Raw genomic sequence first — 16,107 nt, forward strand, 5'->3', positions numbered from 1 at the left:
TAACCCTTACTGTTCATTTTAATTTGCGTATCCAGGGTTTTGGGTTAGGGACGGGTTTCTTTGTAACTCCTGTTCAGGCAATGGGAAAAGCATATTAGCTTCTTTGATCGGTCCATTGAAATAGTTGGTGGCACCCACCGCATCAATGAAGTTAATCTCTCCACTTCCATCCTGAACAGGGCTTGGCATTTTGCGGGTTCGCATCACATCAAACCAAATTGGAAATTCGAAAACCAGTTCTCTGACACGTTCTTCCCAAACCTCTTCTACAAACTGCTCCACTGATAACCCTTCCAGTTCGCTTCTAATATCTGCCGGATCCATTTTCCACATAGCACGCTCTTTAATCTGGGCTAAGTAATCAATAGCTTCAGGAGTAACCCCTTCAGACATAGCTATTGCTTCTGCAGCGACCAGGAGAACATCTGCATAAGAATAGATCACTTTGTCCTTACTTGAAAGAGCTGAGTTTCTGGCTGCTTCTTCGTCAACCCACATATAAGGCGAGGTTGCAAAATCAATTTCTTCACCTTCTATAGTGATAGAAGAATGGAAGTACTGTTTTTCTTGAACCCGTAAATCATTCTCGCGATCATAAGAGTTTAACAGAGGAGGTGTAGGGCCATAGGCATTGTTGGTAATGGCGTAAGCTAATTGCGGAGCCATTGTAACGGGATAGCAAATCGCCGGATATCCATTGTTCGCTATTGTTTCATCGAATTCATAATAATAAATGTACTCTCCCGGAATAGATTCGCTTGATTTCAATTTATTGTATGCAGATCCGTTCGTTGCTATTTGTCCGTTACCGGTCATAGTATGCTGGGTGAGCGCATGCACGCCTGAGTTAATGATCGATCTGGCATTGCTTGCGGCATTGGCATAATTGTCTTCACCCAATGCAGCACCGCTCATAGTCAGGTATACCTCTGCCAAAACTGTCTGGGCAACTGTCTTGGATATTCTACCGGAATTATTAGCCATGGAAAGTTCAGATAAACCTCCTCCATCAATAGCTGCATTGAGATCTTCTGTAATCAAGTCATAAATCTGCGCCGCTGGGGTTCTCTCAAGGAAGAGATTTTCAAGGCTTTCATAAGGCTCTGTTATCAATGGAACATCACCAAACATCCTTACTAGATAATAATAATTCAGAGCTCTGAAAAACTTTGCCTCAGCCATATACCTTTCTGCGTCCGCTGCTGCAAGACCAGGTGTCTCAGGGATATATTTGATTGCATTATTTGCCCTTGAAATCCCGGCATAGATGTCAGACCACATGGAATTAAAGTAATCTGACAGGTTAAGGCCGTCAAAAGTCATTGTCTGACCTCTTTGGACATGAAATTCTTGTCCTTTATAATCGTTGTCCACAAAACCGGAAAGATAAGGTCCAAACATAATCCTTGCACCTGAATAAACTCCTGTTTCATACATCTGCATGGCACCTCTGCGGTAAAGTGCATTAACGGCATCCCTTGCGTGTTCCGGTCGGCTGAAATATTGAGTTGAGCCTATTTCATCTTTTGGTTTTTCTTCCAAAAAGCTGTCGCATGAAGCAGTTGAAAGCAATAGCCCTAGATATAATATATGTGTTTTTTTCATCTGTAATAATCTTTAGGATTAAAATTGAAGGCTAACCCCCACGGTAAATGTTCTTGGTCTTGGATATTGGAAGAAGAAAATATTCTGTCCCCACTGGTTTCCTTCCCATGAAGAAGCTTCCGGATCGTATCCTTTGAAATCCTTAGAGTGGATCAAGAAGGCATTCTGCACGTTTGCATAAACTCTAAGTTTGCTAAGGCCAGAATTTTTTGCCATTAGCTCATTGAAAGTATAGCCTAGGGAGATTAAGTTTCCTCTGATGTAAGAACCATCAGCTACCCAGTGGCTATCTACCTCACTGTTTTGTCCTGAATATGGACCGTTTCGGATCTGCTGAACCATGGTGTTTTGGTTGTCTTCCGTCCACGCATCATATAATACGTCACTTAACCCACTAGCAAATCCAGTTCTGTCCTGAGTTGAGTGAAAGAATTGCTGTAGAATATCCACACCTGCCACGAATTGGATATCAACGGTCAAATCAAAGTTTTTGTAATAGAAATTGTTAATAAACGCTCCATTCCACTTTGGTAAACCATTCCCTATGATAGTTCGTGCTGCGCTTCTCTTGGCTTCCCCTGGGACTGCCCCAACTTCAGCAGCCTCTGCTGCTTCGTCTGTTCCCCAAGTGCCTAATCTTTCAAATCCCCAGAATGAACTTAAAGGTTCGCCGACCCGCAAAATTGTCTGGCTTCCAGAAACCCAGTTTGGCCCAGGAAAGATGTCTTCATCATTTTCGCCTAGCTGTTCTATTTGGTTAACATTGTAAGAGAAATTTAGGTTAGATTCCCAACTGAAGTTGCTTGTAGTTATAGGGAACGCCTTTACCAGTACTTCTACACCTCTGTTAGATACAGAACCTATATTGTCCCTTACAGCTGCAAATCCAGATGAAGAAGGAACTGGTCTATCTAGTAATAGGTCATTGGTCAACTTATAGTAATAATCAAAACTGAATACCAGAGCCCTGTCAAGAAGAGAAAGGTCAAATCCAATATCAAACTGCTTTGTTTTTTCCCACTCCAAATCAGGATTTGGTAGTCTGTTAACATAGCTGATTGGTGCCCTGGTGCCATTGATAAGTGTGGTTCCGGAAGAAATGGTACCTAACGATTGGTAGGTAGGAATCTCTGTATTACCGGTTATCCCAAAGCTTGATCTCAATTTTAGCTCATTGATCGTGTTTGACATCCCTTGCATAAAGGGTTCGTTTGATAAAACATAGCCCACACCAACAGAAGGGAACACACCGTATTTATTATTATCCCCAAAGCGGGAAGAACCATCGACTCTACCAGTAAAGGTCACCAGGTATTTTTCCTTATAGTTATAATTACCTCTTAAGAAATAGGAATTCATACTCCACTCGTCATATCCGGAGTTAGGAGTACCCGGCTGGCTGGCTGCCTGAATTCTATTGAATGTAAAGGTGTCATCCGAAAAACCTGTTGCCGATACATTAAAGAATTCTTCAGTTCTCTTCTGCCAGCTCAAACCTGCCATGGCATTGATGGAATGATCACCAAACTCTTTAGTATAAGTCAGGTAGTTTTCCTGTTGCCAATATAAAGTATTGGTATTGCCTAAGTAGGCAGAACCATTAGGAGAAGAGATATTGATCAAATCGGTAGGGCTATAAATCTGCTCGTTATAATCATTTTTATCAAATCCTATTTGAGAGCGTAAGTCCAATCCGGGAAGGATGTGAAAGGTGGTATAAAAATTACCAAACAATTTCGTTCTTTTTCTTAGACGGTCTTGAGTCTTTAAAACATGCACTGGATTAGGAATCGCTTCCAATCCATAAGGATCTGAGACCATACCAGAATTACTATAGGTGCCATCAGGAAACTGAACAGGGAAGATTGCCGGCATTTCTATCATAGACCGTCTAGGCATCTGATGCCCGCCGCTTTCTTCAAAGACATTTTCTTTGGTATTGTTTGCAAGCAAGTTGATTCCGACAGATAGCCATTTTGTTGGCTGGGCATCATAAGCAAATTTACCGTTGATCCGCTTAAGGTAATTGTTAAGCATGATGCCTTCCATATCAGCATAATTCAAAAACGCACCGAAAGAAGATTTCTCAGATTTGGACTGGAAGGACAATTGATGGTTTTGGGAAATAGCGGTACGGGTAGCTTCCTCTTGCCAATCAGTATCATACAATGGATTCCCGTTGGCATCGAATAGGTTGGGATCGTTTTTGGTGAATGCCGGAATAGGAGAGTCAGGTCTGTATTTAGCATGATTCTCGAATCCCCGCTCAAGTACTTCCATGAATTCTTCTGCATTTAATACATCCAGTTTTTTTGGAAGTACACCGATGCTGACAAACCCATCATACCCTACAATTGTTCCTTCTGCTTTTGCACCTCTTTTAGTGCTTACCATAACGACTCCGTTTGCTCCTCTAGCTCCATAAATAGCGGTGGAAGATGCATCTTTTAATACTTCCATACTTTCTATGTCATTTGGATTTAGGAATTCTATGTTTTCCATCACAACACCATCTACCACATACAGCGGTTGGGAAGAAGAATTAATAGTTCCAAGACCTCGAATTAGAACCCGTGGGCTTGAAGATGGAGAACCAGAGTTAAGAAAAACATTTACCCCTGCTACCTTTCCTTTTAGGCCTTGTAGAGCATTTGTGATCGGCTGCTTTAGTAATTCCTCACCTCCAACAACCCCTACAGAACCTGTCAAATCAGATTTTTTTACTGTACCATATCCAACTACAACTACCTCGTCAAGGTCTGTTTCATCAGCACTCATGGTTAAATTAAATTCTTTCTGGTTTCCCACCGGAACTTCCAAGGTGGTCATACCGATGAAACTCAATACCAAAACAGATTCCTCAGACTCTACAGAAAGAGAAAATTTACCATCCAAATCCGTTACTATACCATTGGAAGTTCCCTTTTCAATAACCGATACTCCAGGAAGTGGGAGTCCTGAGTCGTCCACCACCACACCTGTGACAGTGATTGCCGCTGCCGCTTCGATTGTAACAGCAGTTTCAGGTACATAGACAGCTCTTTTTCTTACTATTATATTCTCATTGATCTGCTTGAATTCCAACCTAGTTTGGCTGGATAGGTTTACCAAAGCATCAAATACGTTGGTGTTGACCCGGACTTCTACCTTAGGTATACCTTTGATTTCCTTGTTGGTATAGACAAAGTTAAATCCTGTCGCTGCTTCCAGTTGCTTGAAAGCATCCTCGATTGTCGCATTCTGTATATGCATACTTACGTGAACCTCATCCATTCTTTTGTCCTGAATCTTAGCAGGGGCAGCAAAGAGGACAGCCATACTGAGGCACTGTACTAAGATTATTTGGAAAAATTTCTTAGATACAGTCGAAATGCATAACCGTATGTCTTTTTTCATAATTTTAATTTTGGTTTAAACTAATTGATCTGGTTTATTCTTAACATCCGGGATGTTTTGACGAAACTTCCCGAAACCTCAGACTGGAGATGTTGACGCATCTTCAGTCTTTTTCGCATTTACATTCTTTTGGTTTTTTAGCATAAATAAGAGGGGGTTATTGTTGAAAATTTATTTGAATTTCTTTTCCGTGGATTTCATAGCTGAACCGGGCCGTATAGCTCAGTCCTTCCAGAATATTCTTCAAAGTCTCACCTTTGAACTTTCCTGAAAGTGTCAGGTTTTCATCCTTGAAATGGTTCAGCGTGATATTCACACCAAACCAGTCCTCCAAAATCTTTATTGCCTCAGGTAGGGGAGTGTCATCGAAGATGATCGTCTGATCCAGCCATGCCATGACGACATCCTTGTCAAAAGCACCTTTTTCCCAGGATTTTCCCTTGGCATAAGTATTGATCTGTTCGCCTGGAGCCAGGTAATCCACAAACTCAGGGACTTCTGCCGACCGGACTTCTACCTTTCCGGATACGAGTGAAACGGTGATCTTTTCATCAGTGCCTGCATGGATGTTAAAAGTAGTGCCCAGCGCTTTGGTGGAAATATCTTTGGTATGGACAATGAAAGGCTTTAACGGGTCGTGGGCTACTTCAAAAAAGGCCTCACCTTCGAGGAAAACCTCACGTGTGTCCCCCACAAAATTCTGCATGTAGCGAATACTGCTTTTGGCATTTAACTTTACTACAGTGCCATCACTAAGCGTCAACGCAGATTTTACCCCAGGTTTTGTACTAAAAGTCAGCCATTTTATTTCCTGGGCTTTTTCTTTTTCAGGCAGGGTATAATACAGTACGCCTAGGGCGAATGCCAACATGAAAAGTGCCGCTGCTTTGAGTATCCGGAAATTGAAAGTCCTGCGTTTTGTTTTGTGTTTTAGAGCAAAATGCGCTATAGTGGCTTCAGGACGTATCGGAAGACTTTTTACCTCGGGAGAGACCTCTCCATGGGCTAGTTTTTCGTTTATAGCCTCCCAGATACTTCCTATTTGTTTTCCGTCAATAACAAATTTTCCGCTTGGCATATTCAGAACAATCTGCCTGGCAAGGCGGATGTTTTCAATGCATTGGGGGTTTCTTTTTATATAGTCTTCCCATTGAAGATTACTCTTGTTGCTTGGAGAAAGAATCCATTTTCTGAAATCAGAGTCCAAAACAAAATCTTCAACGGAATAAGGTAACTGATCCATAGTGAGTCTATTCAGTACCATAAGGAGCGAAAGGCCAAAAGTTATCCTTCAAAATTTTATTTTTTTTCAAACTCTTTTTGAAAAGAATTCTATAATCCACGCATTTGGATAGTTTTGCCTAAACAAACTTTTAGAGATAAATGAAAGCGAGCATGATGCAGGCAGCACATACAGAAATGAGTATTCAATGCGGGATTCCTTATAGCCGCTGAAAAACTATAATAAAAGATGAAAAACATTTTAATCACTGGAGGAGCTGGTTACATCGGTTCTCATACAGCTGTGCAACTGGTAAAATCTGGATATAATCCGATAATTGTCGATGATCTGTCCAATTCGGACGAGAAAGTATTGGATAGATTGGAAGAGATTTTGGGCAGAAAGCTTTCTTTCTATAAGGGTGACTGTAGTGACCGGGTTTTGCTGGAGAAGATAGCCTCAGCCCATGATCTGGCAGGAATTATTCATTTCGCAGCATTCAAAGCAGTAGGGGAAAGTACCGAACATCCGCTGAAATATTATAAGAATAACCTCGGGTCACTTCTTGTTTTGCTTGATTTCATGAGGGATCATCAAATCAAAGACCTCGTATTTTCTTCCTCATGTACGGTGTACGGCCAGCCAGAGATCCTTCCTGTGACCGAATCCACTCCAAGAAAAGATGCGGAAAGCCCATATGGCAATACAAAGAAAATCTGCGAGGATATTCTGGTGGATTTTGTGAAAAGCAAGGGTGGGGTCCGCGTGGTTTCCCTTCGCTACTTCAATCCTGTAGGTGCTCATCCTAGCGGTAAGATTGGTGAGTTGCCAATAGGTACACCGGCGAATCTGGTTCCTTTTGTAACCCAGACTGCTGCGGGAATCAGAGAAAAGTTAACGGTTTTCGGTAATGATTACGATACCCCTGATGGATCATGTATCAGGGATTTCATCCATGTGATGGATTTGGCAGATGCACATTTACGGGCGTTTGAATACCTGGGCAAGCAGGACAATAACTTCTACGATGTATTCAATGTAGGGACCGGAAACGGCAACACGGTCTTGGAAGTCATCACAACCTTCGAGAAAGTGAATAACGTCAGTGTCAATTATGAAATCGGCCCAAGAAGACCGGGCGATGTGGTGAAGATCTGGGCTGACACCGATAAAATCAAAACAGTGTTAAAGTGGACCCCGAGCTATTCCCTGGAAGATTCCATGCGTGACAGCTGGAATTGGCAGAAAACGTTGTAGCATAGCAAGTCATACCTGGTCTTACGGCTCTTCCAGTGGTTTTCAAAATATCTGGAAGAGCCGTTTATTTTTTTTCATACTGGACAATTGAAATGCTGCGATGATTGGTGGCTGATCTTGTTTTTAGTTCATTCCCAGTTACCTACTTGAAAGTTATCAACGAGGCAAATCTTTATTTGATTGACATTTTCAATCATGTGACTGTTTTAATAAAGTTAGTTGAATCCGTTTTTGGATTTAATGCATGCTGGTTTAATCTGGACCTATTTTTTTATTGTTGCTAAAGAGTTATAATTTGAGGGGTAAAATAGTGAAGAATTCAGCAATTCTAGATTGCAACTAGTATCATTCAAAGATAAACTATGAATACCAATTCCGGAGAGGATAAAAGCAAACCAGATCCATCGCCAGCCAATAGCTATCAAAATTTTGATGCTGAAAAGGATGTTTCCCTGTATAGAATCTGTAAGTTAAGCACTATTGTATGTTCGGGTTCTAAATCCCTGATTTTGTTTAAAGACCCTGATTATCTAGGACTTAAAGCGGAATATGGAGCTACCTTTGAAGGGAATGAAGCCCTGTCATTTTTTAAAGAACAAACCTTGGCAGCCCAGTCTCTGATTAGCTGTGAAGAGGTCAAGAAGCTGGCTATATCCCCGTCTTTGTCTGAGGTATTTGAAGTAAATGATATTAAGTCTTTCGTTGGGCTTCCTCTTCGAAATGATAAGAATGAATGGATAGGCTGTCTCGTTGTTTTTGGATCAACGCCTATGTCACTGGACGGGGACTGCAAGACAGCGCTTGAATTGCTGGCAAGTGAGGCATTGGTTATTTTCCAGGAGCGTTCATTGATTGCTGAATTCAGTAATGTGGAGAAGCTTTTTAGTTTATCCAATGACCTCATCTGTATTGCAGGAACGGACGGTTTTTTCAAGAAAATCAATCCATCTTTTACCCAGTTATTGGGATGGGATGATCAAACGTTACTAGCAAGACCCTTCTATGACTTTATTCATCCTGAGGATATGGAAGGATCCCGTAAGCAACTTGGGAAATTGGTATCCGGCGAGCTTACAGTGGAGTTCATACATAGATTTCAGTGTAAAGATGGATCCTATAAAACGCTGGATTGGGTAGCCACACCGGAACGGCAAACCGGAAATATCTATGGTATAGCCCGGGACATTACAGATTCCAGAGAAAAGGAAAAACAACTGGAAAAAAGTGAAAGCCGCCTGCGGGTATTTTTTGAAAATTCCCAAGGCCTGATGTGCACCCATGACTTGGCAGGGGTCTTCCTTTCCGTCAATGAAGCGGGAGCAAATAAATTGGGCTATACGGCAGAACAAGTAATCGGGCGGAGTCTGTACGATATCGTGCCAGAACAGCGTCATCCGTTGATTGATGAGTATTTAGGTGTCGTTAAAGAAAAAGGTAAAGCAAGTGGCCAGATGATCACCCGTCACCGAGATGGTTCGCTGTTGATATGGATGTATAATAATGTCCTCGAAAATGACCAGGGAGGTGATGGTGAATATGTCATAGGGAATGCAATAGATATTACACAACGGGTATCCTTGGAGGAGAAATTGACCCAAGCGAGGTCTTTGCTGGAGGAAACAGGGAAAATAGCTAAAGTGGGAGGTTGGAATTTCGATGTGGAGACGAATAAGCTTACCTGGACCCCGATGACCAGACTGATTCATGAGGTTCCCGAGGATTTTGAGCCTGATGTTTCTACAGGGATTTCCTTTTATAAGGAAGGAGAGAGCAGAAATAAGATTACCCAAGCATGGAAGCAGGCCCTTGAGAATGGGATCCCATGGGAATTTGAATTGCAGATTGTCAGCTATAAAGGCAATGAAAAGTGGGTTCGGGCGATCGGGCAAGTAGAATTCAGAGAAAGTAAATGTGTCAGGATTCATGGGACGTTCCAGGATATCGATGAGAGCAAAACCGCGCAGATAGAATTGGATCAGACCAGAAAAGTATTGGACAATGTAATCAACGCATCATCGGAGGTTTGTGTGATTTCCACGGATATGGAGGGTGTTATTACTGTTTTTAACAGTGGTGCAGAGAAGATGCTTGGATATTCAGCTGATGAGGTAGTTGGCAGGTTAAAACCTGATTTCATACATAAACCTGAAGAAGTAAGACAGCGTGTGCTTGAACTGGAGCATGAGCTGGGAAGGAAAGTTCATCCATCCAAAATGTTCACTACCATTGCTGATAGAGATGGGGTTGACCAACGGGATTGGACTTTCATTACAAAATCAGGTGATGAAATATCTGTTTCTTTGGTCATTTCCCCGATGCGTGATCATGAAGATAATACCATAGGATATCTGGGGATTGCAATTGATAATACTGAAAAGAAAAAGATACAGCAGGATCTGATAAATGAGAAAAGCAGGCTGAGTGCATTTGTGCAGCATGCGCCAGCAGCGGTAGCTATGCTGGACAAGGATTTGAGGTACATAGCTGCAAGTAATCAGTGGAAGAAAGATTATAACCTTAAAAATCAGGATATAATCGGACAGTCGCATTACGATTTATTCCCTCAGCTGGATGAGGAAGTGAGAGCCAGGCTTCAGCGGGTTTTGGGTGGAGAGATAGAGCGCAGGGAGGAGGATAAGATCCGGCTTTTTGGCGAAATAGTAGATCGGTACGTCACATGGGAGTTGAGGCCCTGGTATCTTCATGATGGGGAAGTTGGGGGGATAATGCTCTTCACCCAAGACATAACCGGTCTGGTAAGACAGCGGGAAGAATTGAAAAAGGCCAAACTTCAGGCCGATGAAGCCAGTATAGCCAAATCAGAATTCCTGGCGAATATGAGTCATGAAATCAGAACCCCACTTAATGGCGTGATCGGGTTTACAGACCTGGTATTGAAGACAAAACTGAACGAAACCCAATTGCAGTATTTAACGATTGTCAACCAGTCGGCCAATGCGCTCTTGAGTATTATTAACGATATTCTGGATTTCTCAAAAATAGAGGCTGGAAAACTGGAATTGGATATAGAAAAGTGCGATCTCTACGAGCTTTGCTCGCAGGCGACCGATATTATTACCTACCAGATCCAGCAAAAAGGAGTGGAGATGCTATTGAATATAGGGACAGATCTGCCAAGATTTGTGCATACTGATTCTGTCCGGCTGAAGCAGATTTTGGTGAATTTGCTTGGCAATGCCTCCAAGTTTACGGAAAGAGGGGAAATCGAGTTGAAGATTGAAAACATCGCCACTTTGCAGGGGGCAAATACTATCCGGTTTGCGGTCAGGGATACTGGCGTAGGGATAAAGCCCGAGAACCAAAACAAAATCTTTGAAGCTTTTGAGCAGGAAGATAGCTCCACTACAAAAAAGTATGGCGGTTCCGGTCTCGGGCTGGCTATTTCAAACAGCTTGCTGAGGATGATGAACAGCAAATTGCAGTTGGAAAGTGAACTGGGTAAAGGGAGTCGGTTTTATTTTGAGGTTACACTTAACACCGAACAAGGTGAGGCAGTGGAATGGAATGATGTGAGTAAAATCAAAAAAGTGCTGATTGTGGATGATAATGAGAACAACCGCTTGATTGTCCGCCAGATGCTTTTACTCCAGAATATACCTTCTGTAGAAGCTTCCACAGGCTTTGAAGCACTTCAGATTTTAGCTTCAGGAGAGTCTTTTGACGTGATCTTGATGGATTATCACATGCCTTTTATGGATGGATTGGAGACTATCCGAAAGATCAGGGAGAGTTTTAATCCTGATCCTGAGGCTTTGCCTATAATGCTGCTGCACAGCTCTTCGGACGATCAGAAAATAATTAGTGCCTGCAAGGAATTTGGCGTACACCACAGGTTGATCAAGCCGATTAAAATCCAGGATTTTTATCATTCACTTTCCCATATTCATACCAGTGAGTTCAAGTCGGAAGAAGCTAAGAGTGAGGAATCTGAGGATTCAAGCTTGGTATTCACTGTATTATTGGCAGAAGATAATCAGATCAACATGCTTTTGGCAAAAACGATTATTAACAAAATAGCACCCAAGGCAACCATAGTCCAGACCTCTAACGGCTATGAAGCGCTGGAATACTGTAAAAGGGAACTGCCGGATCTGATCCTGATGGATGTGCAGATGCCCGAAATGAATGGTTATGAAGCGACTAAAAAAATTCGGGCCATTGAGCAGAATGTACATACGCCAATCATTGCTTTTACAGCTGGAAATGTAAAAGGAGAGCGTGAAAAATGTATCCAGGCCGGGATGGATGACTTTGTAGTGAAGCCCATAGTGGAAGAGGATATCCTGGTGATATTCCAGAAATGGCTTGATTGGGATTCCACAGTAGGAGTTCATGAAGGACCGGAAAAGGCAAATGAAGCAAATGAGCATTATAATCCGGCCAAGCTTCAAAATTATTCTGATAATGATCCGATTGTGTTAAGCGGGCTTTTGGAGATAGTGGAGTCTGAGTTGAAAAAATCACTGGAATCATTTGAGAAGCATATTGAGCTGCAGGATTTGAAGCGGTTAAACGAAGCAGGACACAAGCTATATGGCACTTCAATTACCACAGGAATGCAGACCTTAGCTAAAATTGCGTTCCAATTTGAGCATCTTGATAGTTTTGAAGAAGGTATAGTAGGGGCACTTTACGACTCTTTAAAGAATGAAATCAGGATTGTGTTGGAGCTCGTATCAAAACAAGAGGTATAAGTTCCCTCTTCGTAGCGGGTAAACTGTTTCACATCTACTTAGATGGGGCCGGTTTGGGCAGTGGAGTCCGCACAAAGTCAAAAATTATCTCATTGAAAGATAAGTTTATACAAAAAGGAATCACAAATATTTGAATCAGCTTTTGCAATAACAAATCAATAACATACCTTTGCATCACTCAAAAAGGGGGTAGTTAAAGCAATGGCTTAAAAATTTCCTTGAGAGTGGTAAACGGAGTGGTAGTTCAGCTGGTTAGAATGCCTGCCTGTCACGCAGGAGGTCGCGGGTTCGAGTCCCGTCCATTCCGCAAAACTTAATGAAAAGTCATCAAGTTCAATACATAGTTCAGCTAGGCAGTCATTGGGAGAGTTAATTCTCCTTGAGACCTTAGTCTTATTTTGATTCATTGGAGTGGTAGTTCAGCTGGTTAGAATGCCTGCCTGTCACGCAGGAGGTCGCGGGTTCGAGTCCCGTCCATTCCGCAGAAGTCCCGAAGAAATTCGGGACTTTTTGCTTTTATTACCATGTGGACCTCTTATAAGGCTTTTTCGTTTTTTTACTGGCGAGGGATTAAAATTTTTAATTCCAAAGGGTATATGCTTATCTTTGTTTTTTCCAAAAATCACCAGAATGGTATTAGAATTTGAAAAACCTATAGCTGATTTAGAACAGAAACTTCAGGAAATGAAGGATTTGGCTATCGGCAGAAATATCGATTTAAGTTCAGATATTGAATCCCTTGAAGATAAAATTCTTGCTTTGAAAAAAGAAACTTTTCAAAATCTGACCCGCTGGCAGCGAGTTCAGCTCTCCCGGCACGCCGATAGACCTTATGCACTTGATTATATCTATGAGATGACAAATGATTTTGTCGAGCTTCATGGAGATAGAAACGTAGCGGATGATAAAGCTATGGTAGGAGGTCTGGGAGATCTGGATGGCAGGTCAGTCATGTTCATCGGACAGCAAAAGGGTAGGAATACCAAACAGCGCCAGATGAGAAATTTTGGAATGGCAAATCCAGAAGGGTATAGAAAGGCTCTTCGGCTGATGAAAATGGCCGAGAAATTCGGTAAGCCAATAGTAACGCTTATCGATACTCCGGGCGCTTTTCCAGGCTTGGAAGCTGAGGAAAGAGGGCAAGGGGAGGCAATCGCCAGGAACATCAAAGAAATGTTTATGTTGAAAGTGCCGGTCATCTGTGTGATTATCGGGGAAGGGGCATCAGGCGGTGCCCTGGGCATCGCAATCGGTGATCGTGTAATGATGCTGGAAAATTCCTGGTATTCTGTGATATCGCCGGAAAACTGCTCTACCATCTTGTGGAGAAGCTGGGATTATAAGGAGCAGGCGGCGGAGTCTCTTAAGTTAACTGCTTTGGACATGAAGGGGAATGGCCTGGTGGATGATATAATACCAGAACCGCTGGGAGGAGCACACAAAGACCTGAAAAAGATGGCTCAGACTTTAAAGGAGACGATTAGTAAAACATTGAAAGAGCTTGATAAGATTAAGCCGGAAAAAAGAATAGATCAGCGCATCGACAAGTTTTGCTCGATGGGTGTAGTAGTTGAGTAAAGCATTTCAGACCCGGATTTCCTAAAAAGTCCGGGCTTTTTCTTTCTGCCCATGGAATTATATGTAGTCAATACCGGATTTTTTAAGCTTGATGGCGGCGCCATGTTTGGAGTGGTGCCAAAAACACTTTGGTCACGCACTAACCAGGCAGATGAAAATAACCTTTGCACCTGGGCTATGAGATCTCTGCTGGTAGTAGAGGGAAATAGAATCGTATTGATTGACAACGGTATTGGGGATAAGCAGGAGGCCAGGTTTTTCTCCCATTACTATCTTCACGGAGATGACTCTTTGGAGAAGAGCCTGAAGAAACTTGGGGTAAGTGCCCATCAAATCACGGATAATTTCCTTACTCATTTGCATTTTGACCATTGCGGAGGAGGGGTGAAATACGGTTCCCATGGCCAATATGAGATGACTTTTCCAAGAGCAACCTACTGGTCAAATAAAGAGCACTGGCAGTGGGCAACTGTTCCTAATCCCAGGGAAAAAGCATCCTTCCTTGAAGAGAATATACTTCCTATGCAGGAATTGGGGCAGTTGGATTATATAGCATTGGATAAAAAGTCATTTTTCCCCGGTTTTGACTTTATTACTGCGGACGGACATACCGATAAGCAGATGTTACCGAAGATTCAATACAAGGGAAAAACAGTTGTTTTCGTGGCGGATCTGTTGCCGTCTGTAGGCCATATACCCTTGCCTTATGTGATGGGATACGATACCCGGCCACTCCTCACTATGGACGAAAAATCAAAGTTTCTGGAAGAGGCTGCACGCGAAGAGTATATTTTATTCCTGGAGCATGATCCTTTGAATGAGTGCTGTACCGTGAAAATGACGGATAAAGGAGTCCGTTTGGATCAAACATTCAGACTGGATGAAATCTAAACTGAAGATTGGGATAGCACTTTCAGGGGGAGGTGTACGGGGGATTGCGCATCTGGGAGTCCTCAAAGCGCTCACAGAATCCGGGATCTTTCTGACCAAGGTTTCCGGGACATCAGCGGGAGCCATTGCAGGCGCTATGTTTTGCCAAGGGTATACACCCGAAGAAATCCTAAAAATCATTGTAGAGACCAATTATTTCAAGTTTCTGCGCCCGGCAATTTCAATGACAGGATTTTTTAAGATGAATTCTGTCGGGAATCTATTCAGGCTTTATCTGGACCATGATGATTTTGCAAAGTTGAAAATTCCCTTAACCGTAGCAGCTACTGATATCAAAAAGGGGAAAGTTAGGTATTACTCAGAAGGGGAGTTGATCCGGCCGATTATGGCATCTTCCTGCATTCCCGGTATGTTTGATCCTATTGTTATTGGTAAACGGTTCCTTGTAGATGGTGGGATACTCAACAACCTTCCTGTGGAGCCCCTGGAGGGGATTTGTGATTATGTGATTGGGGTGAACTGCAATCAACTTCCGGAAGAGAGCAATGTGGGGAATATGAAAAAACTTATTGAGCGCTCTATTATCATGGCAATGAACTATAATGTATATAGCAGAAAATCCAAATGTGACTATTTTATAGAACCACCGGGATTGGGAAGATATGGCGTTTTTGATATTAAAAAGGCTTCCGAATTATTTGGTGTGGGGTATGACCACACAATGAATTTTATTGAAAACAATCCATCGATTTTAGAATTAACTGTAAATAGCGTAAAATCTAGTAAAGCATGATGAAGTTTTTGTCACGTATTGTGTTTTGGGTTTCGGGCTGGTCTTTGAATAATCAGTGGCCCGAGGGGTTGAAGAAAGCTGTACTTATCGCTATTCCCCACACTTCTAACTGGGATATACTATATGCCAGGGCAGCATTTTTTTTGATGGATATCCCTGTGCGGTTTACCATCAAAAAAGAAGTCATGGTAGGGCCACTGGGCTGGTTACTGAAAGGCCTTGGTGCTATCGCCATAGATAGGAAGCGTATACCTGGTGGCAGAAAGCAGACCTATACTGAATCTATGGTTACCATGCTCAAAGAGCGGGATGAGCTAGTGATCATGGTGACTCCTGAAGGGACCAGAAGCCAGGTTAAAAAATGGAAATCAGGGTTTTATCATATAGCACTTGAGGCAAATGTCCCTATAATTGTAGGCTACCTTGACTATAAGAAAAAGGTAGCCGGGATCGGCCCTTGTATCTATCCGGACGGTCAGATGGAAGCGCAGATCGAAGAGCTAAAAGTGTTCGGGAGAACGGTTACCGGAAAGCATCCTGAGAAGGGGATATTGTAGGGCGATTGATTTTCTGATAGTTAACTGATGATGGAATCCTGTCAGTTAACTTTTTGTAACATCCACAAATTAGTTTTGAGGTTGCTTTTATTT

At 42.4% G+C, this 16,107-nt stretch carries 9 protein-coding genes and 2 tRNA genes; 8 read left to right on the top strand and 3 right to left on the bottom strand.

All coding sequences use genetic code 11. The features are described 5' to 3' along the window. Nucleotides 1-18: 18 nt before the first annotated feature. The 3 genes from AS141_RS02975 to AS141_RS02985 form a co-directional block, all read right to left on the bottom strand. Nucleotides 19-1,605, bottom strand: coding sequence for a RagB/SusD family nutrient uptake outer membrane protein (locus AS141_RS02975; RefSeq protein ID WP_057936119.1), 1,587 nt, complete (start codon nucleotides 1,603-1,605; stop codon nucleotides 19-21). Between the two features lie 18 nt (nucleotides 1,606-1,623). Next, a complete protein-coding gene (locus AS141_RS02980) occupies nucleotides 1,624-5,001 on the bottom strand; it encodes a SusC/RagA family TonB-linked outer membrane protein (RefSeq protein WP_082632145.1) in 3,378 nt (1,125 codons plus the stop codon). A gap of 157 nt (nucleotides 5,002-5,158) precedes the next feature. Beyond that, entirely contained in the window at nucleotides 5,159-6,244 is a 1,086-nt protein-coding gene (locus AS141_RS02985; RefSeq protein ID WP_198293479.1) for a FecR family protein, read from the bottom strand. Nucleotides 6,245-6,472: 228 nt separating this feature from the next. On the opposite strand from AS141_RS02985, the gene galE reads away from it, so the two are divergent. The 8 genes from galE to AS141_RS03025 all read left to right on the top strand — a co-directional run bounded on the left by galE (nucleotide 6,473) and on the right by AS141_RS03025 (nucleotide 16,014). After that, nucleotides 6,473-7,480: a UDP-glucose 4-epimerase GalE gene (gene galE, locus AS141_RS02990; RefSeq protein WP_057936121.1), complete on the top strand. Its 1,008-nt coding sequence runs from the start codon at nucleotides 6,473-6,475 to the stop codon at nucleotides 7,478-7,480. 362 nt (nucleotides 7,481-7,842) lie between these two features. Continuing rightward, complete coding sequence (locus AS141_RS02995; RefSeq protein WP_082632146.1) at nucleotides 7,843-12,195, top strand: PAS domain S-box protein; 4,353 nt, start codon at nucleotides 7,843-7,845, stop codon at nucleotides 12,193-12,195. Between the two features lie 233 nt (nucleotides 12,196-12,428). After that, nucleotides 12,429-12,502, top strand: a tRNA-Asp gene (locus AS141_RS03000). A 101-nt stretch (nucleotides 12,503-12,603) separates the two neighbouring features. Then, nucleotides 12,604-12,677 (top strand) — tRNA-Asp (locus AS141_RS03005). A 148-nt stretch (nucleotides 12,678-12,825) separates the two neighbouring features. Next, the gene (locus AS141_RS26485; protein WP_057936122.1) at nucleotides 12,826-13,773 is read left to right on the top strand and encodes an acetyl-CoA carboxylase carboxyltransferase subunit alpha; all 948 of its coding nucleotides are present in this window, start codon (nucleotides 12,826-12,828) and stop codon (nucleotides 13,771-13,773) included. 51 nt (nucleotides 13,774-13,824) lie between these two features. Continuing rightward, nucleotides 13,825-14,664 (top strand): MBL fold metallo-hydrolase, encoded by an 840-nt coding sequence (locus AS141_RS03015; RefSeq protein ID WP_057936123.1) that lies wholly within the window; start codon nucleotides 13,825-13,827, stop codon nucleotides 14,662-14,664. Beyond that, entirely contained in the window at nucleotides 14,654-15,457 is an 804-nt protein-coding gene (locus AS141_RS03020; protein ID WP_057936124.1) for a patatin-like phospholipase family protein, read from the top strand. Before AS141_RS03015 ends, AS141_RS03020 begins: the two co-directional genes overlap by 11 nt. After that, complete coding sequence (locus AS141_RS03025) at nucleotides 15,454-16,014, top strand: 1-acyl-sn-glycerol-3-phosphate acyltransferase (protein ID WP_057936125.1); 561 nt, start codon at nucleotides 15,454-15,456, stop codon at nucleotides 16,012-16,014. Before AS141_RS03020 ends, AS141_RS03025 begins: the two co-directional genes overlap by 4 nt. The last annotated feature ends 93 nt before the right edge of the window (nucleotides 16,015-16,107 follow it).

Source organism: Algoriphagus resistens (genome assembly GCF_001442615.1).
GTDB classification, from domain to species: domain Bacteria; phylum Bacteroidota; class Bacteroidia; order Cytophagales; family Cyclobacteriaceae; genus Algoriphagus; species Algoriphagus resistens.

Coding starts and splice junctions, on each gene's coding strand:
- AS141_RS02975 (WP_057936119.1), bottom strand. CDS start 1,605: ATGAAAAAAACACATATATTATATCTAGGGCTATTGCTTTCAACTGCT.
- AS141_RS02980 (WP_082632145.1), bottom strand. CDS start 5,001: ATGAAAAAAGACATACGGTTATGCATTTCGACTGTATCTAAGAAATTT.
- AS141_RS02985 (WP_198293479.1), bottom strand. CDS start 6,244: ATGGATCAGTTACCTTATTCCGTTGAAGATTTTGTTTTGGACTCTGAT.
- galE (WP_057936121.1), top strand. CDS start 6,473: ATGAAAAACATTTTAATCACTGGAGGAGCTGGTTACATCGGTTCTCAT.
- AS141_RS02995 (WP_082632146.1), top strand. CDS start 7,843: ATGAATACCAATTCCGGAGAGGATAAAAGCAAACCAGATCCATCGCCA.
- AS141_RS26485 (WP_057936122.1), top strand. CDS start 12,826: ATGGTATTAGAATTTGAAAAACCTATAGCTGATTTAGAACAGAAACTT.
- AS141_RS03015 (WP_057936123.1), top strand. CDS start 13,825: ATGGAATTATATGTAGTCAATACCGGATTTTTTAAGCTTGATGGCGGC.
- AS141_RS03020 (WP_057936124.1), top strand. CDS start 14,654: ATGAAATCTAAACTGAAGATTGGGATAGCACTTTCAGGGGGAGGTGTA.
- AS141_RS03025 (WP_057936125.1), top strand. CDS start 15,454: ATGATGAAGTTTTTGTCACGTATTGTGTTTTGGGTTTCGGGCTGGTCT.